We start from the raw sequence: 26,308 nt of genomic DNA on the forward strand, positions 1-26,308 counted from the left end.
GGGCGAACCTCGCGGTGGCCTCCGCGCTGGGTGCGTTCTTCCCGATCCTGCTGGAGCGGTTCGGCGCGGACCCGGCGGTCGCTTCGTCGGTCTTCGTCACGACCTTCACGGACCTGGTCGGGTTCGTGCTGCTGCTGGGGCTCGCGACCCGGTTCCTCCTGTGAGGGTGACATTCGATCCGGGGGGGCTCGCCGACCGCATCGCGGGCGGCGAGCCGCTGGCGCTGGCCCGGGGGATCTCGCACGTGGAGAACGAGAGCGACGGATTCGAGGCGCTTCTCGAGCGGCTGGACGGGCGCGCCGGACGCGCGCGTCGCATCGGCATCACGGGGCCGCCCGGTGCCGGCAAGTCGACGCTCACGGCGGCACTTACGCGGCATTACCTCGATCAGTCTCTCAAGGTAGGCATCGTCGCCGTGGACCCGACGAGTCCGTTCACGGGCGGGGCCCTGCTCGGGGACCGCATCCGCATGGGAGAACTCTCCACCGAGCCCGGCGTCTTCATCCGCTCGATGGCGAGCCGCGGATCGCTCGGCGGCCTCGCGACCGCAACCCGGGAAGCCGCCGACCTCATGGACGCCGCCGGTTACGACCGCGTGATCCTGGAGACGCTCGGCGTGGGCCAGGCGGAACTCGACATCGCCGTCTCCGCCGACACGACCGCCGTCGTCCTTGTCCCGGAGTCGGGAGATGGGGTACAGGCGATGAAGGCCGGGCTCATGGAGGTGGCGGACCTCTTCGTCATCAACAAGTCGGATCGGCCCGGCGCCGATCGCCTCGAGAAGGAGATCGCGATCATCATGTCGATCCGCTTCGCGAACCGGGAGCCGGCCGGCGGGGGCGGCGGTGCCGAAGAAGTCTGGCGCATGCCGATCACGCAGACCGTCGCGTCGGAGTCGCGGGGGGTCGATGAGTTCGCGGCGCACCTGGACCGGCACTTCGACTGGCTGACGGCGACGGGAAGGCTCGAGGCGCGGCGCCGGGCCGCCCGCCTCCGCCGCGCCCACGACGCCCTCGTCCGCCGCTGCCACCGCGACGCGCGGCGGATCTGGCGCGACGCCTCCCCCGAGACGCTGGATTCGGGAGCTTCCCCCTATGCGATCGCGCGCCGGCTGTACGAGGCGTCGCGGAGGCCTCGCACGGGCACCCTCAGGGGAACCTGACCACGAGTCCCGTCCCGCCGAAGAAGCCGGTGGCGGCTTCGCTCAGCCCCACGCCGGCGCGGATGTCCCATTGAAGATCGTCGCCCAGGCTCCAGGTGAATCCGCCGTTGGCGTAGTGTTCCGTCCGGGTCCCGAGCGGCTCGTCGTGGAAGAAGGCGAACCACTCGGCGTAGACCGCCGCCCTCGCGCCCAGGGAAAACCCGGCCACGGCCGACTGCGCCCACTCGCGGTATTCCTCCTCCGCGTCCTCCGCGTCGCGAGACGCCGTCACCGCCCGGTTCAACTGCGTACTGCCCGCCAGCGCGACGTTGTCGGAGAGATCCCAGCCATAGATGAAGTTGACCCCCGGCAGCGTACGGTCGTTCGTGAAGGCGCCACTCCCCGTGGGGACGGTCATCTGAGGCAGGATCGCCAGCGCCGGCCGGAACCCGTCCTGTTCGGCCAGCGCCAGCTTGATCCCCACATAGAGGTCCTCGACGCCGCGCTCGGTGATGTTCCGCCCGTCCGCCCCGGCGCCCATCGACACGGGGTTGAGGCCGAGCCGCAGTTCCAGACCCTCGGCGAGCACGCCGACCCGCAGCAGAGGCTCGCCCAGCGAGTGCGTCCATACTCCGCCGCCGCCGCTGCCTTCCGGCCGGTCGTACTCGTACGTGTACCCGAACTCGAGCTGGAACACGCCACGCCCCACGGTCGCGGCCGCCTCGGTGAAGTCCGGGCGGTCCGCGACCAGCGGCCCCCGCTGCGCGTGCGCGGCCCCGGCGGCCGTCGCGAAGAACGGGCCCGCTCCCAGGACCAGAAGGATCGATGGTCTGCTCATCACGCTGCCTCTCCAAGGTGTTCGTATTGGCCCCACATGGCCCAGAGCGCCCAATCCAGATCCAGCCGGTCCCCTTGCCACATGTTCGTGGCCGTCCAGGGGTTGATCCCCTCCTGACGGTGCCAGGGCCCGAGCCCGGAATCGGCGGTGCGCGGCGCCTTCACGTCCGGCCGCCGCGGCGGCACCGCGGCGACGACTCTGCCGTCGGGACTGTGAAAGCGGGCCGCGCCGGCGGACCCCATCTTCACGCGCCAGCCTCCCTCATGCACGGTCCGGTGATGGAACCGGCAGAGCAGAATGAGATTGTCCAGTGACGTCCGACCTCCCTCGGCCCAGGGTATCGCGTGATGGGCCTGCACATAGCGCGACCCGCAGCCCGGGAAGCGGCACCCCCCGTCGCGCACCTCCAGCGCCTTGCGGAGTCGCCAATTCACGGTCCTGCGCCGCCGCCCCACGTCCAGTATCGAGCCATCCAGTCCCCGGGTCACGCGTACGGTTTCCGCGTCGCAGGTCAACCGCCGGGACGTTCCCGCGGGAACGTGCGAGCCGTCCTCCGTGCTCACCACATCGCCGTTGCCGGCGCTCCCGCCGCTGCCGGCGCTCCCGGCCACGGTGTGGACGACCACCTGTACGTCCGCCTCTGTGCGATCCTCGAGCCACGCTTCGAGCGCGTCATGTCGCCGTTCCCCCTGCGTCGAAGGCGGTCCGGCGGGTGCTCCGGCCTCCCGCACGGCGGCCTGCTGCGCGCGGTGGAGTTCGTCCCCCGCGGCATCCAGCGCCTGCATGAGCAGGGCGCCGACCTCCGGCATGAGCCGGCCCCGGAGTTCGTACATTCCGTCCTCCCCGGGCCGCACCGTGAGATAACGCCGGGCCGACAGTGCCGACTCCTCCCCCTCTGCGGCCGCGGCCGCCGCCTCCGCGCTCCGCTGTGCCCGAACCAGGCGTTCCAGTTGGCTCGCCGTCGCGTGACGCGCGAATTCCAGCCAGCGGCTCTCGTCCTCCGCCGTGGCGATCCGGGTCAGCGCCCGAACCCTCGACCAGGAAAGTTGTCCCTTTCTCATCTCTTCCGATGTCCGGGGGAGCGCAGCGAGGCAGCGGGCCACCCGCACCCGTTCGCGGGCGGGGCCCAGCGTGATCCCGGTGCGCCACGAGAGCCAATGCGCGCAGGAACGCCATCCGTCCCAGAGTTCCTCCCGGTCGTAGCGGTGGATGAGCGTGAGGAGGCGGTATTGGGCCGCGTCGAGGTGCGCGGAGAGTTCGGCGATCTCGTCCCCGAGGGGATCCGTGCCGCGCAGGGTCTCGTGCGGCGTCTCAGACATCGTGTCGTCGGGCATCCTGTCGTCGGGCATCCTGTCGTCGGGCATCGTGTCTCGTTCGAGTCTTCAGGGTTCAACGGGCGCGGGCGGCTTCGTCAATCTTCGGCAAATATTCGGTCTCGGTATCAACGGGGTCTCATCTCCGGGCGCCGCTGCCCGAGATCCTCGTGGGCCCCCCCCCCGGTCCTCGTGGGGCCCTCGTCGGTTCTTCGTCGGGTGAGGGCAACGGGGACACGTTCCCGCGGGAACGTCCGGCCCCTACTTTGAGAGCGGGGGACGGGGGCGGGACCGACGAGCCGGGGGACACGGAGGACACGGACGGGCATGAGCAAGCACGGTGCGCTGAGCGATCAACTCGAGCTTTGGGAGGCGGTCTTCCGCCAGGCCCCGCAGCGTGATGACACCAGCTTCCGGAGCATCTCCGGGCGGGAGGTCAAGCCGCTCTACACCCCCCTCGACGCTGGCGACACGGGGCCGGGCGCATACCTGGACCGGCTCGGCACGCCGGGCGAGTTCCCGTTCACGCGCGGTCCGTACCATTCGATGTACCGGACGAAGCTGTGGACGATGCGGCTCTTCTCCGGCTTCGCCACCGCGCACGAGACGAACGAGCGCTACAAGTACCTCCTCCGGCGCGGACAGACCGGGCTCTCGGTCGCCTTCGACTTTCCCACTCTCATGGGATACGACTCCGACGACCGCCGCTCCGAGGGAGAGGTGGGGAAGTGCGGCGTCGCGATCTCGAGCCTCGCCGACATGGAGACGCTTTTCGACGGGATCCCGCTCGACAGGGTCTCCGTGTCGATGACGATCAACGGGCCCGCGCTCATGCTGTACGCCTTCCTCCTGGTGACGGCGGAGAAGCAGGGCGTGCCGCTCGACCGGGTCCGGGGGACGATCCAGAACGACATCCTCAAGGAATACCAGGCCCAGCACGCGTGGATCTTCCCGCCCGAGCCCGCGCTCAAGATCATCGCCGACATCTTCGAGTGGTCGGCGGACGCGGCGCCGCGCTTCAACACGATCTCCATCTCCGGCTATCACATCCGCGAGGCGGGGGCGACCGCCGCGCAGGAACTCGCCTACACGCTCAAGAACGGCTTCACCTACGTGGAGCGGGGGATCGAACGCGGGCTCGACGTGGACAGCTTCGCGCCGCGGCTCTCCTTCTTCTGGGACGTGCACAACGACTTCTTCGAGGAGATCGCGAAGTTCCGCGCGGGCCGCCGCATCTGGGCCCGGCACATGCGCGACGTGTACGGGGCGCGGGATCCCCGGAGTCTGAGATTGCGGACGCACGCGCAGACGGCCGGCGTCTCGCTCACGGCGCAGCAGCCGCACAACAACATCGTGCGGGTCGCGTACCAGGCGATGGCGGCGGCGCTCGGCGGCACGCAGTCGCTGCACACGAACGCGATGGACGAGACGCTCGCGCTTCCCACGGAGGAGGCGGCGAAGATCGCCCTCCGCACGCAGCAGATCCTTGCCTATGAGACCGGCGTCCCCAACACGATCGATCCCCTCGCGGGTTCCTACTACGTCGAGTCGCTGACGGACGAACTCGAGGCGGAGGCGGAGGAGATTTTCCGCGAGATCGATGACATCGGCGGGGTCGTGTACGGGATCGAGTCCGGCTATTTCCAGGCGCAGATCGCGGCTGCCGCGCGGCGGTTCCAGGACGAGGTGGAGAAGGGGACGCAGACGATCGTGGGCGTGAACCGGTTCGAGGATGCGGAGGAGCCCCCGCTCGAGATTCTGAGGATCGGGGAGGAGGCGGCGGCGAAGCAGGAGGCGCGGCTGGCGGATCTCCGTGCGCGCCGTGATTCCGGGGCGGTCGAGCGCGCGCTCGAGACGCTGGGGCGGGCCGCGCGCGAGGAGGAGAACCTGCTGCCGCCGCTGCTCGACGCCGTGCGCGCCTACGCTACGCTGGGCGAGATCCGGATCGTGCTGGAGAAGGTGTACGGCCGCTTCAAGGAGCCCGTGGCCTTCTAGATGCCCGGGGATCCCTCAGGCCCCGGGACTTCCGACGAGACCCTCCTGGGGATATCCGCGCTGCACCAGGGCCCGCCGCGCGTGCCCGGGAGAGGCGACCTCGACTTCTCTCGCGCGGTGCTCGACCAGCTGTACAGCTACCCGCCGAAGCGCGAGGCCATCGCCTACCCGCTGTGGCTCGTGACAGGTGTCTTCGGCGGCCACCGCTTCTATCTCGACCGTCCGGGAACGGGCCTCCTCATGCTCCTCACCCTCGGAGGCGGGGGGCTGTGGTGGCTCGTCGACGTGCTTCTGATCCCGCGGATGGTGCGGAAGTTCAACGAAGACCAGGCGCGGCGGCAGTTCCTGGGTCAGGCGCCCCGCCAGCTCGCCTTCATGCCGGCCAAGGGGGAGACGCTCCCGCCGGAGCCGCACTGGGCCGCCAAGCGGCGGACACGCGGTCGTCTGGTGGCCGATGCCGTCGTGATGATGCTGGCGGGCGGGTCGATGGGCGCCTTCGCGAGCGGGTTCGGCATCTACGAGCCGATCATCGCGGTGCTCGCGCTCATCGCGATCACGCTGCTGGGCACCCGCTGGGACGCGCTCTCCAAACTGCCGCTGCTGCGGGGGTTCGACCGCTGGGCCCACCGGCTGCGACTGTTCTACTACACGAACGATCCCGGCGGGGCGGTGTCGCTCGCCTTCCGCCAGGTGCTGGCGATGTTCGCCATCCTCCGCCGCCGTCGGCGGGCCGAGGCCAAGCTCTACCTGCAACTGGGCGCCTGGTTCACGATCATCTTCACGGTCTTCGATCTCATCGAGGCGGGCATCGGCGGCCCGGGAGGTCTCGACCTCGGCTCTCTGGCGTTGGACTACTTCCAGACGTTCTTCGCCACCTATGCCTTCGCCGCTCCCATCGGGGCGGTCCTCAACAAGCACGTCCTCCTGCAGCGCAGCGACCGCGTGATCTGGGCGCTGAGCGGCGTTGCCGTAGTGTTCATCGCAACGGGTCTCTTCTGAAAGGTCGGATTCCACATGCGCAGAATCGTCGCCGCGCTCCTTCCCCTGTTGATCGCCGCCCCGCTGATGGGTCAAACGTCGCTCGGAATTCGTGGCGGGTTGAGCCGCGCCACAGTCTCCTCGGACTTGGAGGGCGAAGCGATCCAGGACGCCCGCCAGGGCGTGGTCGCGGGGCTCGACATCGCATTTCCGCTCGCAAGCGCGGTCGAGCTTCGGATCGGGGGAGCGTATTCCCAGAAGGGTACGAGCTATTCCGCGGATCTCGCGTCGGAAGGCTTCGACGATATCGGGGGGTCGGGCAGCATCGAGGCGGACTACGTGCAGTTGTCGGCCCTGGCGCGCATCGGAACGCCGCGAGACGGCGGAATGTCCTTCGGTCTGTTGCTGGGTCCGTGGGCGGCCTCTCTCCTTTCCTGCGACGCGAGCCTGAGTGTCAATCTCGGCGAATTGGGGTCGGTGAATGAATCGGCGTCGTGCGACGATGCGACGAAATCGACCGACTTCGGCATCGCGGCGGGCGCCGGCGTGGAAATGGCGATTTCCGGCGGTCTGCGGCTGGGTGTCGATGTGATATACTCGCTGGGACTCACGAACGTCGATGAAACGTCAACCGAGGACACCAAGACCCGGCATGTGGCGCTTCAGGCCGGGCTCGTGATCCCGTTCGGAGCCTGACGGAGACGCTCCCGCCGCGACCCGCCGGAGAACCCGTCGGAGCTTTCCCCGCGCTCAGGGGACGAGCGCCCTGGGAGGCTCCATCAGTTCCTCGAGGCGGAAGATCTCGCCGTCCTTGACGACGATGCGCGCGCGGCGGAGGTCCGAGATGTCCTCCAGCGGGTTGCCCTCGACGATGAGGATGTCCGCGAGGGCGCCGGCGGACAGGGTTCCGATCTCCCCTTCCATGGCGAGGGCCTCGGCGGCCACCGACGTGGCGGTTCGCAGGGCCTCGACCTCGGTGAGGCCGCCCCAGACGTAGTTCTCGACTTCCGCGATGAGGGCGGCGCCGTAGGGGATGATGGGGGAATCGGTGCCCGCGACGACCTTGCCTCCGCCGCGGACGACGCGGGTCACGGTCTCGCCCGCGTCGGCGAGCATGTCGTCCATGCCGGACAGGCGGCCGCGGGCGGCGGCGCGCGCGGCCATGCTCTCGGCCATCCCCGGCGGGAAGAACGACGCGAAGCGGGGGTCGGAGGTCCAGGACGGGTCCTCGCCCACCACCTTCCACCAGCCGCCCATGAGCGCCATGGTCGGCGTGATCGTCATGCCCGACGCGGTGAGGAGCCGGATCACGTCGTCGTACGTCCGGTACATCGCGGTCACCTTCGGGGAGTAGCCGCGGCGGCTCGTGCCCGAGATGTGTTCGACGTGGTCCATGCCGTGCGCGACGGCGGGATAGATCTCGTGGCTCGACACCGGGATCCCGATCGAGTGCGCGAAGTCGACGATGCGGCGCTGCAAGAGGTCCGGCAGGCGGACGTACGTCTTGATGAGCGAGAAACCGAGTCGGTCGGCGCGGTCCAGTTCGAGGGCGAGGTTGCCGTCGGGCCGCAGCGAGCCGGCCCCGGAGTAGTAGATGCGATTGCCGTCCATGGTCCGTCCCGTGGCGAACTCGCGCGGGCCGGTGCGGCGGCCGGAGTCGATGGATTCGCGGCGCTCCGCGATCTCGTAGGAGTCGGCGGTCGGGTCGCGGATCGTCGTGACCCCGTACGCGAGGAAGGTGCGGCCGAGCGTCTCGCCCATGCCGTAGCCCATGTGCGAGTGCATGTCGACGAGGCCCGGGAGGACGGTGTGATCGCCCGCGTCCACGACCTCCCCTCCGGCGTCCGCGGCCGAGGCGTGGTTGGCGTCGCTGTGGGGGACGACCGAGGCGATCCGGTTGCCCTCGACGATGAGGTCCATGTTGCGGTCGATGTCGTCGGAGACGCCGTCCCAGACGCGGGCGGCGTGGATGACCGCCGAGCCTTCGCGGGCGGGGCGCCGCCATTCGAGCGCGACGGGGATCTCCTCGATGGCGCCGTCGTCGAGTCCGTAGCGGCGCAGGCCGCCGGGCGTCTGGTAGACGATCGAACGCGAGTCGCCCGTCCAGGAAATCGCGTCGGCGTGGTGGTTCGTGAGCCGCATCGGGGGACCGCTCGGCGTCCCCGCGTCGTCGACCTCGACGAGCCACAACACGCCCTCGCTCGTGTACGCCATGCGGCGGCCGTCCGGCGACCACACCGGGCCGTCGAGTCCGCGCACGCCCATCCCCCGGTGCTCGGCGGCCGTCACGCGGCGCCCCGGCCCGCCGTCCACCGGCTGCAGGAGAATCTCGTTCCGCCCCTCGCGGAAGCGCGTCGAGTACTGCGTGAGGACGCCCATGGCGATGGTCTCGCCGTCCGGCGAAAACGAGGGGCGGCCGGGCGCGAACAGGTCGTCGCGGATCGTCCGAACGTCGCCGGTGGTGAGATCGACGATACGGACGTCGCTCTGGAGTCCCTGGACCGAGGTGAAGACGATGTACGCGCCGTCGGGGGAGAACACCGGGCCCACCTCGCCGCCGGGAAGCGTCGTCGCCTGGCGCTCGGCGCCCGTCTCCATGTCGCGCACCCAGATGTCGAGCGTGCCGCCCTTGTCGGAGGCGTAGGCGAGCATGGAACCGTCGCGCGACCAGGCCGGGAGGACGTCGACGAAGGGGTCGTCCGTGAGTTGCCGCGGGGTGGCGTCGCGCGGGGAGGCGCCGCGCGGGGAGCCGTCCGGGTCGAGGTCGAGGAGCCAGAGGTCGCCCAGCGCGGTGAAGGCGATGGAACTGCCGTCCGGCGAGACCGCCGGCGCCACGATCCCGACCACCGGCTCCGGCCCGCCCGCCTCGAAGGAACGCGGCGTGCGCTCGTAGTCCGGCCGCGTGAAGGCGAAGGTGGCCTCGAAGGGGATGACGGACCCCCCGCCCCCGTCTCCGTCTCCGTCCCCGGATCCCGCGTCGCTCGCGGACGCCCGCCGGATCATGCCGTCGGCGGTGTACACGATCTCGTCGGCGGAGACCCAGTGGGGGCGGAACGGGAAGACATCGGCCCCGTCCCCGGTGAGGCGGCTCGGCTGGGAGTCGGCGCCGGCGTCGGGACCCGCGCCGGGACCCGCGTTGGGACCCTGATCGAGAGACGCCACGTAGAGACCGGTCTGTCCCTGGGAGACGGCGGGGAAGGCGATGCGCCGGCCGTCCGGGCTCCACGAGGGAGAGACGGCGCCGCGCGCGCGGGCCACGACGCGCTCGGATCCGTCGGTCCCCCGCACGAGGACCGTCCCGCCGTCCTGGCTGGAGGCGTAGACGAGGGCTTCGCCATCGGCGGACCAGGAGGGCGTGAACTCGTGGCCCGGCGCGTCGGTGACCCGGCTGATGGCGCCGCTGTCGAGATTCAGCGTCCAGATGTCGTAGCTGCCCGAGCGGTCCGAGGCGAAGGCGATCGTGCCCCCGTCCGGCGAGTAGGCGGGCTCCCGCTCGTCGTAGGGCCCGAACGTGTGCTGCGCCGGATCGGAGCCGTCGGCCCGGATCGACCAGATGTGCCAGTTCCCGTCCCGGAACGACTGGAAGACGATCCGGTTCCCGTCCGGCGCCCACTGCGGCTGCCGCGCGTCGTAGTACATGTCCGTGATCGCGCGCGCCTCGCCGCCCCCGGCGTCCATCACCCACAGCGTCCCCTGGAGGTCGAGCACCATTCGGCTGCCGTCCGGGGAGACGGCCGCGGCCATGTTCGTCCCCTCGGACACGGTGACGCGGAGCTCGCGATCCTGGGCATGCGCCGCCGCAGCCAGGAGGCACGGCGCTGCGGGCAGGAGAAACAGCGCCGCCAGCGGGGACAGCTTGCTGCGACGTCGTCGACGCGGGGGGACCGATACCTGGGACATGAGGTCAGCTCCGTTCTCTCGACAATAGGGTGGAGGATGATACGGTGCGCGCGTCACCCCCCGGCAAGACCCCGTCAGCTGTCGCGATAGTGGCGCATGCGCGCGGCGTAGGCGAAACCGAAGAAGTACCTGCGCAGGCCATCCGCCGAGCCGGGCGGGACATCGGGGTCGAAGAAGAGGCGGCAGAACTCGTGGCGGGCCCGCAGGACCTCCTGGCAGCGGTGTCCGTGCCAGCGTGAGTCCGCAGCCGTGAGATCGAACAGTTCCAGCGCCCGTGCGAGAGCGCCCTCGAACCGGTTCGCGCGGCCGGCCTCGTGGGCGCGAATCGCGCGCTCGACCTCGCTGCCGATATTCCCGAGTTGCTCGACCAGATCGAGCCTGGCCCATCCGCCGTCGGCGGCCCGCCGATGGAGAGGACGCCCCATTGTGCGCGCCGCCCCAGCCGCTATTCGGCGACGACGAGGGACTCGACCAGGGCGCGAATGCGCTCTCGCGCCGACGCGTCGTCCACGCCGCGCGAGCGGTTCCCCTGCCCGGGTCGAATGTTGATCAGCGAGTCGAACTCGATCCAGTCCGGTCCGTCTTCCTCCAGATAGAGGTTGATGCCCCAGAGGTCCTGCTGACGCGAGCCGCGCTCGAGCAGCAGCGCTTCATCATCGGCGTGCAAGTCGCCTCCGACGCCCATGATCCCTCGAGAGACATCGACCACGGCCTTGATCCAGTCGCCGAACTGGGCCTCGGCCATGCTCCGCAGATCCGCGCGGGAGATGGATTTCGAGATGATGCGTCCCGCCGTCAAAACCGTCGACTCCCGGAGAAGGTGTAAGCGGGGCAGGTGCGAGCGGTGGACGAGGCAACTTAACCGCCGTCCCCTCGACCCGCAGCCGGTTCTTGACGGGCCGGTCGGGGCGGGCAGATTGATTGCCGGTCAGGTCCAGCCCCTCGCACCCAACGGAGGAACCGATGCAAGCGCCAACGCGTATCCCCGGGAGTTTCGTCGGCTTGGTGCTGCTGTTGCTCATCGGGGCTCAGCAGGGGTGTCGGCCGGAAACCGAAGATCACGCGGAGGGGGAGGGGCAGATGGAGGCGGAGCACGCGGAGGGGATGGGGGAGGCCGAAGTCCACTGGGGGTACGAGGGCGACACGGGACCGGACGGGTGGGGCGGGCTCGATCCCTCGTTCGCGGTCTGCGACACCGGAGTCGAGCAGTCTCCGGTGGACCTGGCCAGCGCGACTCCGGCGGACGCGGCGGGGGCGGCGGACGCGGCGGATGCCGGGAACGGTGGCGGTCTCGACATCCGGTGGCAGGCCACGGAGGCGGAGGTCGTGGACAACGGCCATACGATCCAGATCAACGTGGCGGAGGGGAGTTCCATCGTCCTGGAGGGCCGGCCGTTCGCGCTCGTGCAGTTCCACTTCCACGTGCCGAGCGAACACACCGTCGACGGCGCCGCCTCCCCGATGGAGGTGCATTTCGTGCATGCGGCCGAGGAGGGAGACCTCGCCGTGATCGGGGTCTTCATGGAGGCGGGCGCCGCCGACCCGGCCCTCCAGGGTCTCTGGGACGCCATTCCCGGTCCCGACGAGTCGCCTGCGGCGGTCGGCGCGCTCGATCCCGGCGCGCTGCTGCCCGAGGGGCGCGGCTACTTCCGCTACCAGGGCTCGCTGACCACGCCACCCTGTTCGGAGGTCGTGAGCTGGGTCGTGATGACGGAATCGATCTCCGTCTCACAGGCGCAGATCGATGCCTTCGCGGCGCTCTATCCGATGAACGCGCGCCCCGTGCAGCCGTTGAACGGGCGGGAGATCCGGCTCCGGCCCTAAGCCGCGACTGGAGCCGCGACGCTAGCGGCCGAGCGTCCTCCCGCCGCGGCGGGGGTCAGACCAGCCCGTCCAGGATCCGTCCGGCAGCGCCATGATCAGCTGCAGATCGCCCGACATGCCGCCGGTGAAGTAGGCGTCGGGCGGGCCGGGATCGCGCTCGCGGACCGTGTGTCCGAGCGCCTCCAGCGCGCTCGCCGTGGCCGCACCCAGTCCTCCGTATTCGTGGAAGACGAGGTCCGGGAGGTGCTGGTGATGGATCCGCGGGGCGTGGACCGCCTGCACGACGTTCATCCCGTGATCGACGACGTTGAAGATGGACTGCAGCACGGTGGTGATGATCGTGGCGCCGCCGGGGGTTCCGGCGATGAGGAACAGATCCCCGTTCGCGTCCTCGACGATCGTGGGGCTCATGGCCGACAGCATGCGCTTGCCGGGGCCGATCGCGTTCCGCTCACCCTGCACGAGGCCGAACTGGTTCGGGGTGCCCGGCTTGGCGGCGAAGTCGTCCATCGTGTTGTTGAGGAAGAATCCCGCGCCCTCCACGACGACCTTGCCGCCGTACCACGAGTTGACGCTCGTCGTGACCGCGACCGCGTTGCCCTCGCCGTCGACGACGGAGTAGTGGGTCGTGTGACTCTCGTCCAGGAAGCCGTCGATTCCCGGGGCGACCTCGGCGGAGGGTGTCGCCCGCTCCGTGGAAATCGTCGCCGCGCGGCTGTCGGCGTAGGCGTCCGAGAGGAATTCGTCGACGGGAAGCTCCACGAAGTCCGGATCCGCGAGATACTCGTTGCGGTCGGCGTAGGCGCGCCGGAAGGACTCGGCCATCACGTGGATCGTCTCGGGGCTGTTCCACCCCATCGCGCCCAGGTCCCAGCGCTCCAGGATGTTGGCGATGGCCGCCATGGTGAGGCCGCCCGAGGACGGCGGCGGCATCGAATGCACCGTGTAGCCGCGGTAATCGAAGGCGACCGGATCGCGCCACACCGTTTCGTAGCGGTCGAGGTCCTCGAGCGTGATGATGCCGCCGCCGCGCGCCATCTCCGCCGCGATCAGGGCGGCGGTCTCTCCGCGGTAGAAGTCATCGGGCCCCTGGTCGCGGAGGCGCGTGAGGACGCCGGCGAGATCCGGCTGCGCAAAGGTGTCGCCGATGTCGGGGACGGCGTCGCCGGGGAGGAAGATGCGCGCGCTCTGCGCGAAGGCGCGGATCCCCTCCTGCGCCGCGTCGAGCGTGGACACCAGCCGCGTCGTGACCTCGAACCCGTTCGCGAGGTCGATCGAGGGCTGCACAACTGCGGCCCAGTCGAGGGTGCCGAAGCGCTGGTGGGCCTCCCACAGCCCGGACACCGTCCCGGGCACGCCCGCCGCCAGGTGCCCGCGCACGGAGAGGTCCGTGACGTTGCCGTCCTCGTCGAGGTACATGTCGCGGGTGGCCGCCAGCGGCGCCTTTTCCCGGTGGTCCTGGGCGAAGACGGCGCCGTCGGCGAGGCGGATCATCATGAACCCGCCCCCGCCCAGGTTGCCGGCCTCCGGGTTCACGACGGCGAGCGCGAGTCCCGTGGCGACCGCCGCGTCGACCGCGTTGCCCCCCGCCGCGAGGATCTCCACGCCGACGCGCGACGCGTACTCGTCGGTCGAGGCGACCATGCCCTCGGTGGCCGTGACGGGCGTGTCTTCGGCGGCGAAGGGCCACTCCTGCGGAAAGGCGCCGCCCGCCTCGACGAAGGCGCTGGCTGGGTGGTTCGCTGCACTGCTCCCGGCGCCGGCCCCGGTGTCGCCCGGCTGGCAGCCGCCGACGAGCGGCAGGAACGCGAGGGCCGCGACGAGCGGAAGCGATGCCCTGCGGTGGCTGAACGTCGGCCGACGTGGCTGCGTGGGTTCGATACGGTGTGCGTCTTGCATCTGAGGTGACCCTCGGGGTTGGACAACCGGTCTCCGATCTCGGCGTGCGGCGGCTATTGTGCCGCTCGGTCCGACCGACCGGCAAGCGGCCGAGTATATTGCGAGCCATGATCCATCGACCTCATGTCGGCCGAACCGAGCCGGACCCGGAGATCGGCCGACGCATCCAGGTGATGGGTAACAGCGGGTCGGGCAAGAGCACCCTTGCGGCGAGACTCGCGGAGGCGCTGGATGCGCCGTTCGTCGAACTGGACGCGCTCAACTGGCTGCCGGGCTGGGTCGGTCTGAACCAGACGGACCCCGACCGGTTCGAACGCCGAATTCGAGAGGCGACCCGGGGGGAGCGCTGGGTCGTCGCGGGTTCGTATGAGAAATTCTCCCGGCGGACTCTGTGGCCGCGTCTCGACAGCGTCGTGTGGCTCGACCTGCCGCTGCCTCTGCTCGTGTGGCGCTTCCTCCGCCGCTCATGGCGGCGCTCGCGGTCCGGGGAACTGGTCTGGGGGACGAACCGGGAGTCGTTCCGGCGCCACCTCCTGATCTGGCGGGACGACTCGCTGCTGGGCTGGATCATCACGCAGCACGCACGGAAGCGGCGCAACATGCTCGCGCGCGTTTCCGATCCACGCTGGGCGCACATCCGGTTCGTGCGCCTCAGCTCTCCCCGCGAAGTGGAGGCCTTCGCCGCCTCCGGGGGCCGAAGGATCCGCGCCGCGGATTGACCGGCGTCCGGTGGGAGCGTTCGGGCGCGATTCTGTGTTTGCCATATGGCCGCACTAAATATAAAATACAATTATGGTTCGGCGTCCGATGTGGCTGGAGAGAATCCGGCAGGCGTGGGCCGAGAGGCCCTTGGTGTGGCTGTCCGGAGTGCGACGGGTCGGGAAGACGACCCTCGCCCGGATGTTGCCGGATGCCGTCTACCTGAACTGCGACCTTCCGTCCACTGTCCGGCGGCTCGACGACCCCGAGTTCTTTCTCGGCGGCCTCGCACCGGGGACCGTGCTCATCGTGGACGAGGTTCACCGTCTCAAGGATCCCAGTCTGCTCCTGAAGATCGCGGCGGACGAATATCCGTCACTCAAGATCCTGGCCACGGGATCGTCCACGCTCGCGGCCACGGGGAAGTTCCGGGATTCGCTCGCCGGCAGGAAGCTGGCGGTCCACCTGTGCCCGGCGCTGTGGGAGGAGTGTGCGGAGCCGTTCGGCCGCGCGGACTTCGACCACCGGCTGCTCCACGGCGGGTTGCCGGAACCGCTGCTGGCGGAGACGAAGTCGACGCAGTTGTATGCGGAGTGGATCGACAGCTTCTATGCGCGGGACATCCTGGAACTGTTCCGCGTTCGGAACCGCCAGGGGTTCCTGTCGCTGTTTCGGCTCCTGATGAGATGGAGCGGCGGGCAGGTCGACTACAGCCGTCTGGCCCGTCTGACGGAACTGAGCCGGCCGACGGTCAAAACGTACATCGAGGCTCTGGAGATCGCGCACGCCATCCATCGCCTGCGTCCCTTCCGCGGCGGCGGGAGTGGGGAGATCGTGAGCCGCCCCAAGTGCTACGCTTTCGACACGGGCTTCGTCACCTTCGAGCGGGGTTGGAGCCGCATCAGGGACGACGACCGCGGAGTGCTGTGGGAGCACCTCGTGCTGGACGCGCTCCGTTTCCGCCACCTGGACGAAGATATCTTCTACTGGCGCGACAAGTCGGGCAGGGAAATGGACTTTGTGGTGCGGCGCGAGGACGGTCGCCTGGACGCGTTCGAGTGCAAGATCAACCCGGATGAAGTCGCGCGCGCCGCCATCGAGGCGTTGCGGCGGCGGTATCCGCTGGGCGACAACTACGTGGTCGTCCCGGCCGCTACGGAGCCGTACCGCATCCGCCGCGGCAATCGGGAGTTCACGGTATGCGGAACCCGACACCTTCCCGTGAACCGGGAAAAGGGACGAACGCCCCGGAAGCCGGGCTCGCGACCATGAGTCCGACCGCACTCACGATCGACCGTTCGTCGTCTCCCGCGCGGCTCGCCTACGGGGAGGCGTTCAACGCGGCCTCCTGGTATGTCGACCGGCACGTGGCGGAGGGACGGGGCGGCAAGGTCGCCATCGAGCAGGCCGGCGAGCAGGCCAGCAAGACGGTCACGTACGCGGAACTCGCGGAAGGGGTTGGGCAGGCGGGGCACGCCCTCCTCGGGCTCGGGCTCGCGCCGGGCGACCGCCTTCTCATGGTCGTGAAGGACTGCCCGGAGTTCTTCTTTTTCTTCTGGGGGGCGATCAAGGCGGGGATCGTGCCCGTGCCCGTGAGCTACCTCATGCGGGCGCGGGACCTCGGGTTCATCATCGCCGACTCCGGCTGTCGGGCCGTCGTCTACTCGCCGGAGTTCGCGGGCGAGGTCGTGCCGGCGCTCGCGGGGGCGCGGACGGGGGCGCGGGGGCTCGTGCTCGAGGCCGAGGGCGGGGTGCTCGACGATGTCGCGGCGGCCCGTCCGGCACTGGACGCCGCGCCGGCCCGGCCTGACGACATCGCGTTCTGGCTCTATTCCTCGGGTACGACGGGGCGCCCCAAGGGGGTGCCGCATCGCCACCGCGACATGCCGGCGACCTGCGAGCACTACGCCGTGGGGGTTCTCGGGCTGGGCGAGGACGACCGCTGCTACTCCGCGGCGAAACTCTTCTTCGCGTACGGGCTCGGGAACGCGATGACGTTCCCGCTGTGGGTGGGAGGCACCGCGATCCTCGACGAGCGGCGTCCGACGCCCGCGACCACGTTCGAGACGATCGAGACGCTGCGTCCGACGGCGTACTTCGGAGTGCCGACGCTGTACGCGGCGCAGCTACAGACGCTGGACCAGGTGCGGGACCAGGCGCCGGCGGCTGGCGGCCGGGTGGGCGCGGGCGGTGGCGAGAGGGTCGCCGGCTCCTCGGGAGAGCGCGCCCCCGATCTGGGTTCGCTGAGGCTGTGCGTGTCCGCGGGCGAGGCGCTGCCCCCGGACCTCTTCCGGCGCTGGAAGGCGGCGACCGGGCTCCAGATCCTGGACGGGATCGGCTCCACCGAGGCGCTCCACATCTTCATCTCGAACGCCCCGGGCGACGTGAAACCCGGCAGCACGGGCCGCGTCGTCCCCGGCTACGAGGCGCGGATCGTGGGCGAGGACGGCGTCGAGGCGGGGCCCGGCGAGGCGGGGCAACTCGAGATCCGCGGCGACTCGACAACGCCCGGCTACCGGAACCGTCCGGAGCTCGAGGGGCGCACGATCGTGGACGGGTGGCTGCGCACGGGAGACCAGTACGTGCGCGACGCGGAGGGCTGGTTCCACTACCAGGGCCGCGCCGACGACATGATCAAGGTGGGCGGGATCTGGTGCTCTCCGTTCGACATCGAGGCGCGCCTCATGGAACACCCGGCGGTGCTGGAGGCGGCGGTCGTGGGTCGTGAGAACGACCACGGCCTGGTCAAGCCGGAGGCGCACGTGGTGCTCACCGAGCCACTGAGGGAGACGGTCGGCGCCGAACCGGCCGCCGACGCGCTCACGGCGGAACTCGTCGCGCACTGCCAGGAGGGTCTCCCGCGCTACATGTACCCGCGCTGGATCCGGTTCGTCGCCGAACTCCCGAAGACGGCGACGGGAAAGATCCAGCGCTTCAGGCTCCGTGCCTGATCGTGGACCGCACGCGGTAGGAGGTCGGACGTCGTCGCGCGACGCGTTCGACCGTCAGCCGCCCGCTCGCCTCTGCAGGACGCAGTAGCGGTACAGTTTCAGCGTCTCGCGCCAGTCCTCGGGGTATTCCGCCACCATCTCGCCCAGCCCGTACTCCTCCGCCAGTTCCGCGAATGAGCCCGACTCGGCCACGGCGAACGGCGCCTCCCTCTCGAACACCGTCAGGTCGGGGAAACCGGTGGGGAACGAGGCGTTCATCGCCCGCTCCACGCCTTCGAGCCGCTTGCGGTCCTCGTCGGTCTCGAAGTCGCGGCTCTGCAGGTCCACCGAGAAGTAGTCGAAGGCGATGCGGAGCGACGACACCGCGCTCGCGAGCCGGTTCAGGAACGGCATGATGCTCTCGGGCGGCAGGTACATCGTGTTGCCTTCCCAGACCATCAGCGTGGGGGCCGTGGGATCGAAGCCGAGATCGGCCAGCCCGCCCGGCACATCCGCCTCCAGGTAGTTGGCGAAGAGCGAGGGCGGCTGTTCGATCCCGTTGTCCGACAGGATATGGCGCTTGAATTCGAGCACCGCCTTCTGGTCCACCTCGAAGAAGGCGGCGTCCGTCTTGCGGTAGTGATGGGCGCGCATGTCGAAGCCGCCCCCGAGCAGCACGACCTGGCGAGCCCCGTCCTCGATCCCGCGCTCGACGAACCGGTTGAAGTAGCGGGTACGGAAGCGGACCATCGTGGTCGAGGGCGGGAACACCGCCTCCAGTTGCTTGGCGGCCGCGCGCGCGCGGTCGTTCGAGAACCACGGGGCGCAGGGGTCGTTGAAGAGCGGCCGCGGCTTCTCGGGCTCGAGGGCCCGAATGGACGCGATGACGAAGGCGGTCGCACCGATTTCGTTGATATCGATCATGGTTCGCGATCCGGGATATGGAAGAGTGAAGTACGTGGTCGCGGGAGCCACATAGTAGCCATCACGGTAGCCATCACGGTAGCCATCACGGTAGCCATCACGAAGGGGGCACCTCAATGGCGCTCCGGTTCCGGGCCGCGAGAAGGGCGACTGATGACGAACGGGCCCGGCGGGGGTGTCGTTGCGCGCCGGGTCCGGCGCACCGAAGCTCCGTGGTTGTGCGCAGGCTTACTTATCCACATGGAGGAGACGCCATGTCCGCAGGGTCCGCAGGTCGCAGTTCCGCGCAAGCCGCCACGCACGCCGTGGCGCTGGTCCTCGCGCTGGCCGCCGCACCGCTCAGCGCGCAGACGACCATCGGGCTGAGGGCCGGCATCGGTTCCGCAACCCTGTCCGGGGCCAATTTGGGCACGCGGGGCGCCGCCGCGTTCGATGCGCCCAGATACGGGATCGCGGCGGGAGTCGACGCGGGGATCCCGCTGAGCGGCGCCCTGGGCGCCCGCATCGGCCTGGGGCTGGCCCAGAAGGGCGGCGCCGTGGAGGTGCCGTCGTCGATCCTGGCGAGCCGGTCGCTCACCGAGTCGGTGGCTCAGATCGACTACGTGCAGTTCTCCGCGCTCCTTCGCGCGGGCACCGTCGCCGAAGAGGGGCGTCTCAACTTCGGCTTCCTCGCCGGGCCCTGGGTGGCCTTCAACCTCTCGTGCCAGGTGGCCGTGACGACCGTCGAGCCTCCGCCCATCCGTCCCGAGGTCCCGCCGGGCATTCCCAACCGCGTCGGCGCGGCGCGCCTGACGGGTGCGGCGGGGGCGGGGTCCGCGCAGGACACGAACGTCGCGTGCGGAGAGGGCGGGGTGAGCGAGGTCAAGTCGAGCGACTTCGGAGTCGCCTTCGGCGGAGGTTTCCAGGTGAAGCTGACGGATTCGCTCGACCTGGCCTTCGAGGTGATCTACGCCAAGGGCCTCTCCGAAATCGACGATGAGGGGAAGAAGACCAACCACGTCGCCTTCCAGAGCGGCCTCGTCTTCGCCATCGGTTGAGACCGCGCATGGGCTGACCCGTGCATCGGCCTATGCCAATTGCAGGTTCGATCTTCAATTGGCATAGGGCTGCACAGGGAGGTTCAACGCTTTCTCGCGCCCCGGTCGCCCCATTGCTCGGGCGCTTGCTCGGCAGCTTGCTCGGCATCGTCCGTGGAAACCCCCGGGGCACTGCCTGCCACCACCACGTACTCCCGTTCGATCTCTCGGTGGAACCGCTCCGGCAGCCTCGCCCAATCCCTGGCCTCGACCAGAAACGGAATCGTGGATTCTCGCACCGCCTCTTCGAAATCCACCAGATGGTCGGCGGGGATATCCTCAAGCCCCGGCCCCCGCAGCACCAAATCGAGGTCGCTTCCCTCGTGGCCGAGGCCGCTCACGCGGCTGCCGTACGCCCACACCTCGACGTCCGGCAGGTGCTCCCGGAGAAGTGCTTCGAGCACGCGCCGGTGCCTTGCGGACAGGTTCACGCGGTCAGGCATCATCCTCCCGGTCGATCAGGTCGGCGAGCGCCCTGGCGTCAACGATGAAATCCGGCAGCAGCTTCAGCGTGGCTTCCGCGAAGTCCTCGCCGTAATCGTGCGCCGTGTCGCTACGGTTGTCCCGGTAGCGCAGCCACCGTTCGACCGCGTCGCAGTCCATGAGGTCGTGGCGGGCCGCGTGGCGGAACAGATCCTTGAAGTGCAGGCGGTCCGCCTGGCGGTTGCTGGCGAACCAGGCGGCGAGCCGCTTCCGCAGCAACTTTCCGCTCTGCTCGAGTACGAGTTCGAACTCCTTGACGCAGGCTGCGCGGTAGATGTCGTACATGACATCGTCGCGATCCGCCTTCGTTTCGATTCCCTCGACCGCCCGCTCGAGTGAAGCGATGCAGCGGCGCAGGAAGGTGGTGTCGATGCTCACGTCGCGCCGCTATCCGTCTTGGTGTTTGCCATCGTGGTCTTCGGTGGCTTCGCATATCGGCCGGGGCATTCCCCGGTCCCGGGTTGCCGCCAAGATACGATGTGCGCCGTACCCCGGTAACTTGTCCGCCAAAACCAGCGATGGATAACGGGGCTGGACCGGCACGAAGGGGCTCCCCCACGAGAGCGCGGACCGGATAGACGTAACGCTGCCGTCCGCGGCTTCAGGTGTTGGGGCCGTCTTCGAACAGGCTTCCGAGGACCCATAGGCACGCGAAGCACAGGATGACGCCGATGAGGGCCGTGTAGCGTCCCCAGCCCGGCCCGTACCAGGCCAGCGCTCCACCCAGGAGCGCCCCCACGATGCAGGTGCCGAACGTGATGCGGTACCATCTCGGCCAATACTTCGGCCGGAACCTGTCGGACCACCTGCTCATAGCGCCCACGTCCTCCCGCGCGTTTCGCTTCGTTAGAATCGTTTTGCAACGAATTATTGTTCCTACATAAATTCGGGGTCAAGAACGGTTCCCGAGCGGAGAGCGTGTGTACACAACCTGCATCTTCTGCAAGAAACCCCTTCACTCCAACGAGGTCGTGGAGGAGTTTCCGGTCGGACGTCGGCTTGCGTTCGACCCGGCGAAGGGACGGCTGTGGGTGGTGTGCAGGAAGTGCCGCCGATGGAACCTGACCCCCCTCGAGGAGCGCTGGGAGGCGATCGAGACCTGCGAGCGGATCTTCCGCGACACGCGCATGCGCGCCTCGACCGCGAACATCGGCATCGCGCGCCACCGGGAAGGCCTGGATCTGGTCCGGATCGGGGAGCCGCCGCGGGGCGAGTTCGCGGCCTGGCGGTACGGCGCCCGGTTCGGGATACGGAGATGGCGCGCCGGTCTTGGGTCCGTCGCCGCCGGGGTTGCCGGGGGCATGCTGGGGCCGGTCTCGTTGCCGATCGTCGGCACCCTGGGGGTCGCCCTCACCGGGCCGTACATGGCGTGGACCTACCTCCGCCCGATCGCCAAGGTTCGGGTGGGCGGCAAGGCCAGCGCAGACGGCCCCGTTTCCTCGGAGAGCGTCGCGAAGTTCAGACTCCTCGACGTCAAATCGATTCGCATGCTGCCCGACGACGGCGCCCCGGGCTTCGGCGTGCAGATAAACCGGGGACTGCGAAAAGCCTGGTTCGAAGGCGAAGACGCCCGTCGTGTGGCAGCCGCCATCGTTCCTTTCGTGAACCAATGGGGTGGTACCCGCGACACCGTGCGGCGCGCCGTAAACGAAATCGAATCCAGCGGCCACCCCAGCCGATTCCTCACCGAAGTGGCGAACAGGGAACACGGCGGGTTGACGGGCCGGACCGGGTACGTCCGCGCCATGCCGACACCCCTGCAGCTCGCTCTGGAAATGTCTCTGCACGAAGAGCAGGAACGCCGTGCGAATTCTTCGAGCGACACCAGGGTCTCGCCGACCCAGTCCTCCGCCTCTTCGAGATCCCACGTGTAGACGAGCCGCCGGGGGAAGTCGATCTCCCGGTACGTTCCGAACACATGGTAGATCTTCCCGCCGGCCACCTCCATGTGCAGCGTGAACGTCCCGCCCTCCACGAGATCGCGCTCGAACCCGAGGATCCTGCCGCCGCGCGGGCCGTGCCAGCTCGGCACCAGCTCCGGGTCGGTCCAGGCCCGGAACACCGCCTCGGGGGCGGCCGCGATCACTCTCGAGAGCCGGACCGTCCGTGCGTGGTCGATCGTCATGCGGTTTCTCCTGATTCGAAATAAGAGGCCAGGGCGGCGAGTTGGGCCTCCAGAACTCCCGATACGTCGCGACCCAGTCCGCGGCTTCCCGCATCGGTCGGGCGTCGAGCGCGCAGCGGCTCGTGCGTCCGTCCCGCGTCCGGTCCACGAGCCCCGCCCGCTCCAGCACCCGGAGGTGTTTCGAGATCGCCGGTCGCGAAACGTCGAACGGCGTCGCCAGCTCGCCGACCGTGGCGTCGGGGTTGGCGTCGCTCGATCGACCTCGTGCTGCAGCGGGGCGATCGGTAGAACGCCCGAGGGTGGATCTCGTTTCTGCCGGGGTCTATGGTGGAACGAGATTCACGCGAGAAGGAGGAGAGTCGTGGGGAATGCGATCGCGACGATGTTCAGCTCCAAGAAGTTCCTCGCCGCCCTTGGCACGGTGATCCTGATCGTGCTCGAGGATGTCGGCGCCCCGATCCCTGAAGAGGTGGTCGTACCTCTGGTGGCGTACATCGTCGCCCAGGGCATCGCCGACTTCGGGAAAGAGCGAGTCAAGGCGGAGCAGGGAGGCACCTGACAGCGTCGGGACTCTTCGTCGGAGACGAAGGGGTAACTCCGCGTCTGGCATAACGTAGTCCATGTCGACCGCCGCGCCGTCCTCGAAACGGAAGGTCAGGTGACGAGTCGGCTCAGACTACGTCGCGGTTCGTGATCCAGTCGCGCAGGGCGTCATCTATCCGGATCTATCCGGGTCTGCCAAGCTCCGGTCACCGCCATGCGAATCATGAACTTTTCGCGATGCAAACCATGAAGCGATATCGTTGCGAACCGTAATATTTCCGGTTACGATCGGTGTGACGATCTCTCCATGACCCGGTGCCTCCATGAGCTACCTACCTCGAATCGCCGACTCCGAGCTTGACCTCCGGCTGGGGGCCACCGGCGCGGTCCTGATCGAGGGGCCGCGCGCGAGCGGCAAGACGGCGATGGCGACTCAGCGGGCTGCCAGCCACGTCTACTTCGACCGCGAGCGCGGCGTGCGTCAAATGGTCGAGGTCGACCCCGCCATGGTCCTCCGGGGCCCGCCGCCGCGTCTGATCGACGAGTGGCAGATCGTGCCCGAGGTCTGGAATCACGTGAGACGAGCCGTGGACGAGCGGGCGGAGCCGGGGCAGTTCATCCTGACGGGTTCGGCGGTTCCGCCCGACGACGTTACGCGGCACACCGGCGCGGGCCGAATCACTCGGCTGCGGCTGCGTCCCATGTCGCTGTTCGAGTCCGGGCAGTCGTCCGGCGAGGCATCGCTGGCGGACTTGCTCGCGGGCAGATCCGCGCCCACGTGCGCAAGCCCGCTTTCCGCGCCGGATCTCGCCGAGTTGATCTGCCGGGGAGGCTGGCCCGCCCTCCAGGGACGCTCCGCCGAGCACGCGATGATCGCAAACCAGGGCTACGTCGACGAGCTGCGCCGAACCGACATCAGAAGGGTGGACGGAGTGGGCCGGCGGCCCGCGCTGGTTGAGAGGGTGTTGCGCTCGCTCGCCCGCAACGTCGCGACCTGCGCCTCGATAGCCACCGTGGCCCGAGACGCCCGCGGTCCCGACAACGGGATTGCCGAGCGCACGGTCGTGGACTACCTGGAGGCCTTGAAGCGCCTGATGGTCCGCGAGGACCAGCCTCCGTGGGCTCCCCATCTTCGCTCGCGGTCACGACTGCGCGCCAAGCCGAAGCGCCACTTCGTTGATCCATCCCTGGCGGCGGCCTCGCTGCGTGCCGGACCGGGCGCGATCAGAAGGGATCCGGAGTGGTTCGGGTTGCTCTTCGAGTCGCTCGCCGTCCGCGACCTGCGCGTCTATGCCCAGAGCGCCGGCGGTCGCGTGCTCCACTATCGCGACGGCGCGGGTCTGGAGGTCGACGCCGTCATCGAATCGGGCATCGGTCCCTGGGGAGCCTTCGAGATCAAGCTGAGCTCCGCCCGCGCCGACGAGGCCGCCAAATCTCTCCTGAAGTTCGCCGACCGAGTCGACACGGCACGGATGGGCGAGCCTGCGGTGCTGGGCGTCATCGTGGGCGACGGATACGGTTACGCCCGGCCGGACGGAGTGATGGTCGTTCCGCTCGCGACGCTGGGGCCGTGACGCGCCGCCCCGCCCCTGCGCCCGGAGCACCGGTAGGCGGCGTAATGCCGAAAGACCGCCGATTGCGGGAGGAACTCGACTTCCTCCAGCCGTTCTTCCTCGGGCCCTCGGGGGAGAACGACCGTTGGCTCGAGGAGTTGATCGTCGAGTTCGTGCGCGATCACGCCTTCTGGCGCCGCAACTTCCACCCCGAGGACGGCCACCGGATCACCGCGGCGGCCGCCTACCGCCCCGACTTCCTGCAGGCGAAGGCGCGCACCCGGCAGGCCCTGATCCGCCTGTCCGGGGAACTCAAGCAGTCCGTCCCCATCTTCCACCCGCGGTACGTGGGGCACATGAGTTCGGATCTGCTCATCCCCGGTCTCGTGGCGCGGATCCTCACCACCCTCTACAACCCGAACAACGTGAGCGAGGAGGCCGCGCCGGTCACGCTCACCCATGAACTCGAAGCCGGCCGGGACCTCGCCGCCATGTTCGGCTTCAACGTCGACCCTTCGGTCCAGCCCTGCGCCTGGGGTCACCTGACGTCGGGCGGCACGCTGGCCAACTACGAGGCGCTGTGGAACTTCCGCGCCGTGAAGTTCTACGCCGTCGCCCTGCAGGAGGGGGTGAGGCGGACGGCACTCGCGACCGGACCCGTAGGACCCGTCGGACCGCTGCGGAAGGAGTTGGCGGAGTACAGCAAGTGGGAGCTCGTCAACCTCAGCATCGGTCAGACGATCGGCCTGCGGCGCGAGATCGCCGAGGCGCTGCGCGGTCAGGATCCGGCGGTCTTCACGCGGTTCCGGCGCGCCGTGAGACGCGAACGCATCGAGACGGCCGGCATCCAGGAGTTCTTCGACCGGCACCCGGAGCTGCGTCCGCCGAGGGTGCTCGTCGCGGCGTCGGCCCACTACTCCTGGGAGAAGGGGATGAAGGTGATGGGCCTGGGGACCGCGCAGCTGGTCAAGGTGGCGGTGGACGACCACATGCGCCTCGACCCGGACCACCTGGACGCGTGCCTGGCCGACGCCTTCGAGAGCCGCACGCCGGTGCTGGGCGTGGTCGGCGTGCTCGGCACCACGGAGTTCGGCACCGTCGATCCGATCCACGAGATCATCGCGGCCCGCCGGCGCTGGAACGAGCGCGGCGCGGACTTCTTCGTGCACGTCGACGCGGCCTGGGGCGGGTACCTCGCGAGCGTGTTCCGGGACCCGGATGGCGGCTGCCTGCCGCGCGAGGAGATCCGGAAGGACTTCCGGCACTTCCCGTCGCGCATGGTCTACCGGGCCTTCACCTCCGTGAAGCACGCCGACTCGGTGACGATCGATCCCCACAAGCTCGGGTTCCTGCCCTACGCGGCCGGGGCGTTCGTGGCGCGCGACCGCGAGGTGGTGGACTTCATCACGCAGCAGGCCGCCTACGTGTTCGACCTCGGCGACGTCGAGGACGAGGTCCCGCGCGAGCAACAGCTCCGCAACCTGGGCCAGTACATCCTGGAGGGCTCGAAACCGGGGGCGGCGGCCGCCTCGATGGCGGTGGCCCACGAAGTCCTGCCGCTGCACGGCGAGGGCCTGGGGCGCATCCTGCGCCACACCATCCGGGCCTGCGAGTACTTCCACGAGTCGGCTCTCGAAGCCGCCGGGCGGCTGGAAGACCGCGTGCGGCTGATCGTCCCCTTCGAGCCCGATTCCAACCTCGTCTGCCTCGCGCTCAACCGGAACGGCAACCGCAGTCTGGCGCGCATGAACCGCTTCGCCCGCCGGGTGTTCGCCCGCATGAAGGTGGACGCGGATCGGCCGGTGCAGGACGCGCGTTTCATCGGGTCGTACACGTCGCTGCGCCGGGAGGGCGGGGAAGACGAGCAGTGCGGCCGCATCCTGCGCGAGCTGGGCATCGACCCGGCGACGTTCGTCGCGGTCCCGGCCCGGCCCCGGGAGGAGGCGGACCACATCTTCATCCTGCGGCACACGCTGATGAACCCGTTCCTGATGGACGGCCCCGGCGAACGCAGCTACATCGACATGTACTGGGATTTCCTGGAAGACGCCATCGACGCAGCGCTGGCGGAGTGAGCGCAGCGGAAC

General features: G+C 69.3%; 24 protein-coding genes and 2 pseudogenes. 14 read left to right on the top strand and 12 right to left on the bottom strand.

All coding sequences use genetic code 11. The annotated features are described in order from the left end of the window. Positions 1–14 precede the first annotated feature (14 nt). Positions 15–164 carry a magnesium transporter gene (locus ACOGXI_RS00340; RefSeq protein ID WP_419940127.1) on the top strand — a complete coding sequence of 50 codons (150 nt, stop codon included), beginning with the start codon at positions 15–17 and terminating at the stop codon, positions 162–164. After that, positions 161–1,162, top strand: a complete 1,002-nt coding sequence (meaB, locus tag ACOGXI_RS00345) for a methylmalonyl Co-A mutase-associated GTPase MeaB (protein WP_419936928.1) — start codon at positions 161–163, stop codon at positions 1,160–1,162. Before ACOGXI_RS00340 ends, meaB begins: the two co-directional genes overlap by 4 nt. Here meaB and ACOGXI_RS00350 read toward each other — a convergent pair. Continuing rightward, positions 1,149–1,979: a transporter gene (locus tag ACOGXI_RS00350; RefSeq protein WP_419936929.1), complete on the bottom strand. Its 831-nt coding sequence runs from the start codon at positions 1,977–1,979 to the stop codon at positions 1,149–1,151. The two genes, meaB and ACOGXI_RS00350, sit on opposite strands and share 14 nt — an antisense overlap. Further along, positions 1,979–3,343, bottom strand: coding sequence for a DUF222 domain-containing protein (locus tag ACOGXI_RS00355; protein WP_419936930.1), 1,365 nt, complete (start codon positions 3,341–3,343; stop codon positions 1,979–1,981). The genes ACOGXI_RS00350 and ACOGXI_RS00355 overlap by 1 nt, the downstream gene beginning before the upstream one ends. Before the next feature lie 276 nt (positions 3,344–3,619). Here ACOGXI_RS00355 and ACOGXI_RS00360 point away from each other — a divergent pair, with 276 nt between their 5' ends. The 3 genes from ACOGXI_RS00360 to ACOGXI_RS00370 are packed head-to-tail and all read left to right on the top strand — an operon-like array spanning position 3,620 to position 6,961. Next, positions 3,620–5,287: an acyl-CoA mutase large subunit family protein gene (locus ACOGXI_RS00360; RefSeq protein WP_419936931.1), complete on the top strand. Its 1,668-nt coding sequence runs from the start codon at positions 3,620–3,622 to the stop codon at positions 5,285–5,287. Continuing rightward, positions 5,288–6,286 (top strand): NINE protein, encoded by a 999-nt coding sequence (locus ACOGXI_RS00365; protein WP_419936932.1) that lies wholly within the window; start codon positions 5,288–5,290, stop codon positions 6,284–6,286. It begins immediately after the preceding gene. 15 nt (positions 6,287–6,301) lie between these two features. Then, positions 6,302–6,961, top strand: a complete 660-nt coding sequence (locus tag ACOGXI_RS00370) for a porin family protein (protein WP_419936933.1) — start codon at positions 6,302–6,304, stop codon at positions 6,959–6,961. Positions 6,962–7,015: 54 nt separating this feature from the next. Here the strand turns inward: ACOGXI_RS00370 and ACOGXI_RS00375 are convergent, their stop codons facing one another. The 3 genes from ACOGXI_RS00375 to ACOGXI_RS00385 all read right to left on the bottom strand — a co-directional run bounded on the left by ACOGXI_RS00375 (position 7,016) and on the right by ACOGXI_RS00385 (position 10,964). Continuing rightward, positions 7,016–10,165, bottom strand: a complete 3,150-nt coding sequence (locus ACOGXI_RS00375; protein WP_419936934.1) for a DPP IV N-terminal domain-containing protein — start codon at positions 10,163–10,165, stop codon at positions 7,016–7,018. 74 nt (positions 10,166–10,239) lie between these two features. Continuing rightward, positions 10,240–10,590: a hypothetical protein gene (locus ACOGXI_RS00380; RefSeq protein ID WP_419936935.1), complete on the bottom strand. Its 351-nt coding sequence runs from the start codon at positions 10,588–10,590 to the stop codon at positions 10,240–10,242. 20 nt (positions 10,591–10,610) lie between these two features. Next, positions 10,611–10,964, bottom strand: coding sequence for a DUF5674 family protein (locus ACOGXI_RS00385; RefSeq protein ID WP_419936936.1), 354 nt, complete (start codon positions 10,962–10,964; stop codon positions 10,611–10,613). Positions 10,965–11,128: 164 nt separating this feature from the next. Here ACOGXI_RS00385 and ACOGXI_RS00390 point away from each other — a divergent pair, with 164 nt between their 5' ends. Further along, positions 11,129–11,989 (top strand): carbonic anhydrase, encoded by an 861-nt coding sequence (locus ACOGXI_RS00390; RefSeq protein WP_419936937.1) that lies wholly within the window; start codon positions 11,129–11,131, stop codon positions 11,987–11,989. A 21-nt stretch (positions 11,990–12,010) separates the two neighbouring features. Here ACOGXI_RS00390 and ggt read toward each other — a convergent pair whose 3' ends face one another. Next, a complete protein-coding gene (gene ggt / locus ACOGXI_RS00395) occupies positions 12,011–13,888 on the bottom strand; it encodes a gamma-glutamyltransferase (protein ID WP_419936938.1) in 1,878 nt (625 codons plus the stop codon). A gap of 107 nt (positions 13,889–13,995) precedes the next feature. On the opposite strand from ggt, the gene ACOGXI_RS00400 reads away from it, so the two are divergent. The 3 genes from ACOGXI_RS00400 (at position 13,996) to ACOGXI_RS00410 (ending at position 17,538) form a co-directional block, all read left to right on the top strand. Continuing rightward, positions 13,996–14,607, top strand: a complete 612-nt coding sequence (locus tag ACOGXI_RS00400) for an adenylate kinase (protein WP_419936939.1) — start codon at positions 13,996–13,998, stop codon at positions 14,605–14,607. Between the two features lie 88 nt (positions 14,608–14,695). Next, a complete protein-coding gene (locus tag ACOGXI_RS00405) occupies positions 14,696–15,859 on the top strand; it encodes an ATP-binding protein (protein WP_419936940.1) in 1,164 nt (387 codons plus the stop codon). Next, positions 15,856–17,538, top strand: a complete 1,683-nt coding sequence (locus tag ACOGXI_RS00410; RefSeq protein ID WP_419936941.1) for an AMP-binding protein — start codon at positions 15,856–15,858, stop codon at positions 17,536–17,538. Before ACOGXI_RS00405 ends, ACOGXI_RS00410 begins: the two co-directional genes overlap by 4 nt. A gap of 54 nt (positions 17,539–17,592) precedes the next feature. Here ACOGXI_RS00410 and ACOGXI_RS00415 read toward each other — a convergent pair whose 3' ends face one another. After that, on the bottom strand, positions 17,593–18,441 hold the full coding sequence (locus tag ACOGXI_RS00415; RefSeq protein ID WP_419936942.1) for a class I SAM-dependent methyltransferase: 849 nt from the start codon (positions 18,439–18,441) through the stop codon (positions 17,593–17,595). Between the two features lie 254 nt (positions 18,442–18,695). Here ACOGXI_RS00415 and ACOGXI_RS00420 point away from each other — a divergent pair, with 254 nt between their 5' ends. Beyond that, positions 18,696–19,478 carry an outer membrane beta-barrel protein gene (locus ACOGXI_RS00420; RefSeq protein ID WP_419936943.1) on the top strand — a complete coding sequence of 261 codons (783 nt, stop codon included), beginning with the start codon at positions 18,696–18,698 and terminating at the stop codon, positions 19,476–19,478. Positions 19,479–19,561: 83 nt separating this feature from the next. Here ACOGXI_RS00420 and ACOGXI_RS00425 read toward each other — a convergent pair whose 3' ends face one another. From ACOGXI_RS00425 to ACOGXI_RS00435, 3 genes are all read right to left on the bottom strand, one after another. Beyond that, positions 19,562–19,960, bottom strand: a complete 399-nt coding sequence (locus ACOGXI_RS00425) for a nucleotidyltransferase domain-containing protein (protein WP_419936944.1) — start codon at positions 19,958–19,960, stop codon at positions 19,562–19,564. Further along, complete coding sequence (locus ACOGXI_RS00430) at positions 19,953–20,378, bottom strand: nucleotidyltransferase substrate binding protein (RefSeq protein ID WP_419936945.1); 426 nt, start codon at positions 20,376–20,378, stop codon at positions 19,953–19,955. The genes ACOGXI_RS00425 and ACOGXI_RS00430 overlap by 8 nt, the downstream gene beginning before the upstream one ends. A gap of 223 nt (positions 20,379–20,601) precedes the next feature. Beyond that, positions 20,602–20,814: a hypothetical protein gene (locus tag ACOGXI_RS00435; protein WP_419936946.1), complete on the bottom strand. Its 213-nt coding sequence runs from the start codon at positions 20,812–20,814 to the stop codon at positions 20,602–20,604. A 106-nt stretch (positions 20,815–20,920) separates the two neighbouring features. Here ACOGXI_RS00435 and ACOGXI_RS00440 point away from each other — a divergent pair, with 106 nt between their 5' ends. After that, complete coding sequence (locus ACOGXI_RS00440; protein WP_419940242.1) at positions 20,921–21,874, top strand: hypothetical protein; 954 nt, start codon at positions 20,921–20,923, stop codon at positions 21,872–21,874. A 5-nt stretch (positions 21,875–21,879) separates the two neighbouring features. On the opposite strand, the pseudogene ACOGXI_RS00445 reads toward ACOGXI_RS00440, so the two are convergent. Both ACOGXI_RS00445 and ACOGXI_RS00450 read right to left on the bottom strand, forming a co-directional pair. After that, positions 21,880–22,125 (bottom strand): annotated as a pseudogene (locus tag ACOGXI_RS00445) (SRPBCC family protein); the annotation flags it as partial. A gap of 127 nt (positions 22,126–22,252) precedes the next feature. After that, positions 22,253–22,360, bottom strand: a pseudogene (locus tag ACOGXI_RS00450) (ArsR/SmtB family transcription factor); the annotation flags it as partial. A 126-nt stretch (positions 22,361–22,486) separates the two neighbouring features. On the opposite strand from ACOGXI_RS00450, the gene ACOGXI_RS00455 reads away from it, so the two are divergent. The 3 genes from ACOGXI_RS00455 to ACOGXI_RS00465 all read left to right on the top strand — a co-directional run bounded on the left by ACOGXI_RS00455 (position 22,487) and on the right by ACOGXI_RS00465 (position 26,296). Further along, positions 22,487–22,684 (top strand): hypothetical protein, encoded by a 198-nt coding sequence (locus ACOGXI_RS00455; RefSeq protein WP_419936947.1) that lies wholly within the window; start codon positions 22,487–22,489, stop codon positions 22,682–22,684. A 307-nt stretch (positions 22,685–22,991) separates the two neighbouring features. Further along, positions 22,992–24,242 carry an ATP-binding protein gene (locus tag ACOGXI_RS00460; protein ID WP_419936948.1) on the top strand — a complete coding sequence of 417 codons (1,251 nt, stop codon included), beginning with the start codon at positions 22,992–22,994 and terminating at the stop codon, positions 24,240–24,242. A gap of 44 nt (positions 24,243–24,286) precedes the next feature. Continuing rightward, a complete protein-coding gene (locus ACOGXI_RS00465; protein WP_419936949.1) occupies positions 24,287–26,296 on the top strand; it encodes a pyridoxal phosphate-dependent decarboxylase family protein in 2,010 nt (669 codons plus the stop codon). Positions 26,297–26,308 lie beyond the last annotated feature (12 nt).

Origin of the sequence: Candidatus Palauibacter sp. (assembly GCF_965208055.1) — a bacterium.
GTDB lineage: Bacteria > Gemmatimonadota > Gemmatimonadetes > Palauibacterales > Palauibacteraceae > Palauibacter.

Coding starts and splice junctions, on each gene's coding strand:
- ACOGXI_RS00350 (WP_419936929.1), bottom strand. CDS start 1,979: ATGAGCAGACCATCGATCCTTCTGGTCCTGGGAGCGGGCCCGTTCTTC.
- ACOGXI_RS00355 (WP_419936930.1), bottom strand. CDS start 3,343: ATGCCCGACGACAGGATGCCCGACGACAGGATGCCCGACGACACGATG.
- ACOGXI_RS00360 (WP_419936931.1), top strand. CDS start 3,620: ATGAGCAAGCACGGTGCGCTGAGCGATCAACTCGAGCTTTGGGAGGCG.
- ACOGXI_RS00365 (WP_419936932.1), top strand. CDS start 5,288: ATGCCCGGGGATCCCTCAGGCCCCGGGACTTCCGACGAGACCCTCCTG.
- ACOGXI_RS00370 (WP_419936933.1), top strand. CDS start 6,302: ATGCGCAGAATCGTCGCCGCGCTCCTTCCCCTGTTGATCGCCGCCCCG.
- ACOGXI_RS00375 (WP_419936934.1), bottom strand. CDS start 10,165: ATGTCCCAGGTATCGGTCCCCCCGCGTCGACGACGTCGCAGCAAGCTG.
- ACOGXI_RS00380 (WP_419936935.1), bottom strand. CDS start 10,590: ATGGGGCGTCCTCTCCATCGGCGGGCCGCCGACGGCGGATGGGCCAGG.
- ACOGXI_RS00390 (WP_419936937.1), top strand. CDS start 11,129: ATGCAAGCGCCAACGCGTATCCCCGGGAGTTTCGTCGGCTTGGTGCTG.
- ggt (WP_419936938.1), bottom strand. CDS start 13,888: ATGCAAGACGCACACCGTATCGAACCCACGCAGCCACGTCGGCCGACG.
- ACOGXI_RS00400 (WP_419936939.1), top strand. CDS start 13,996: ATGATCCATCGACCTCATGTCGGCCGAACCGAGCCGGACCCGGAGATC.
- ACOGXI_RS00405 (WP_419936940.1), top strand. CDS start 14,696: ATGTGGCTGGAGAGAATCCGGCAGGCGTGGGCCGAGAGGCCCTTGGTG.
- ACOGXI_RS00410 (WP_419936941.1), top strand. CDS start 15,856: ATGAGTCCGACCGCACTCACGATCGACCGTTCGTCGTCTCCCGCGCGG.
- ACOGXI_RS00415 (WP_419936942.1), bottom strand. CDS start 18,441: ATGATCGATATCAACGAAATCGGTGCGACCGCCTTCGTCATCGCGTCC.
- ACOGXI_RS00420 (WP_419936943.1), top strand. CDS start 18,696: ATGTCCGCAGGGTCCGCAGGTCGCAGTTCCGCGCAAGCCGCCACGCAC.
- ACOGXI_RS00425 (WP_419936944.1), bottom strand. CDS start 19,960: ATGCCTGACCGCGTGAACCTGTCCGCAAGGCACCGGCGCGTGCTCGAA.
- ACOGXI_RS00435 (WP_419936946.1), bottom strand. CDS start 20,814: ATGAGCAGGTGGTCCGACAGGTTCCGGCCGAAGTATTGGCCGAGATGG.
- ACOGXI_RS00460 (WP_419936948.1), top strand. CDS start 22,992: ATGAGCTACCTACCTCGAATCGCCGACTCCGAGCTTGACCTCCGGCTG.
- ACOGXI_RS00465 (WP_419936949.1), top strand. CDS start 24,287: ATGCCGAAAGACCGCCGATTGCGGGAGGAACTCGACTTCCTCCAGCCG.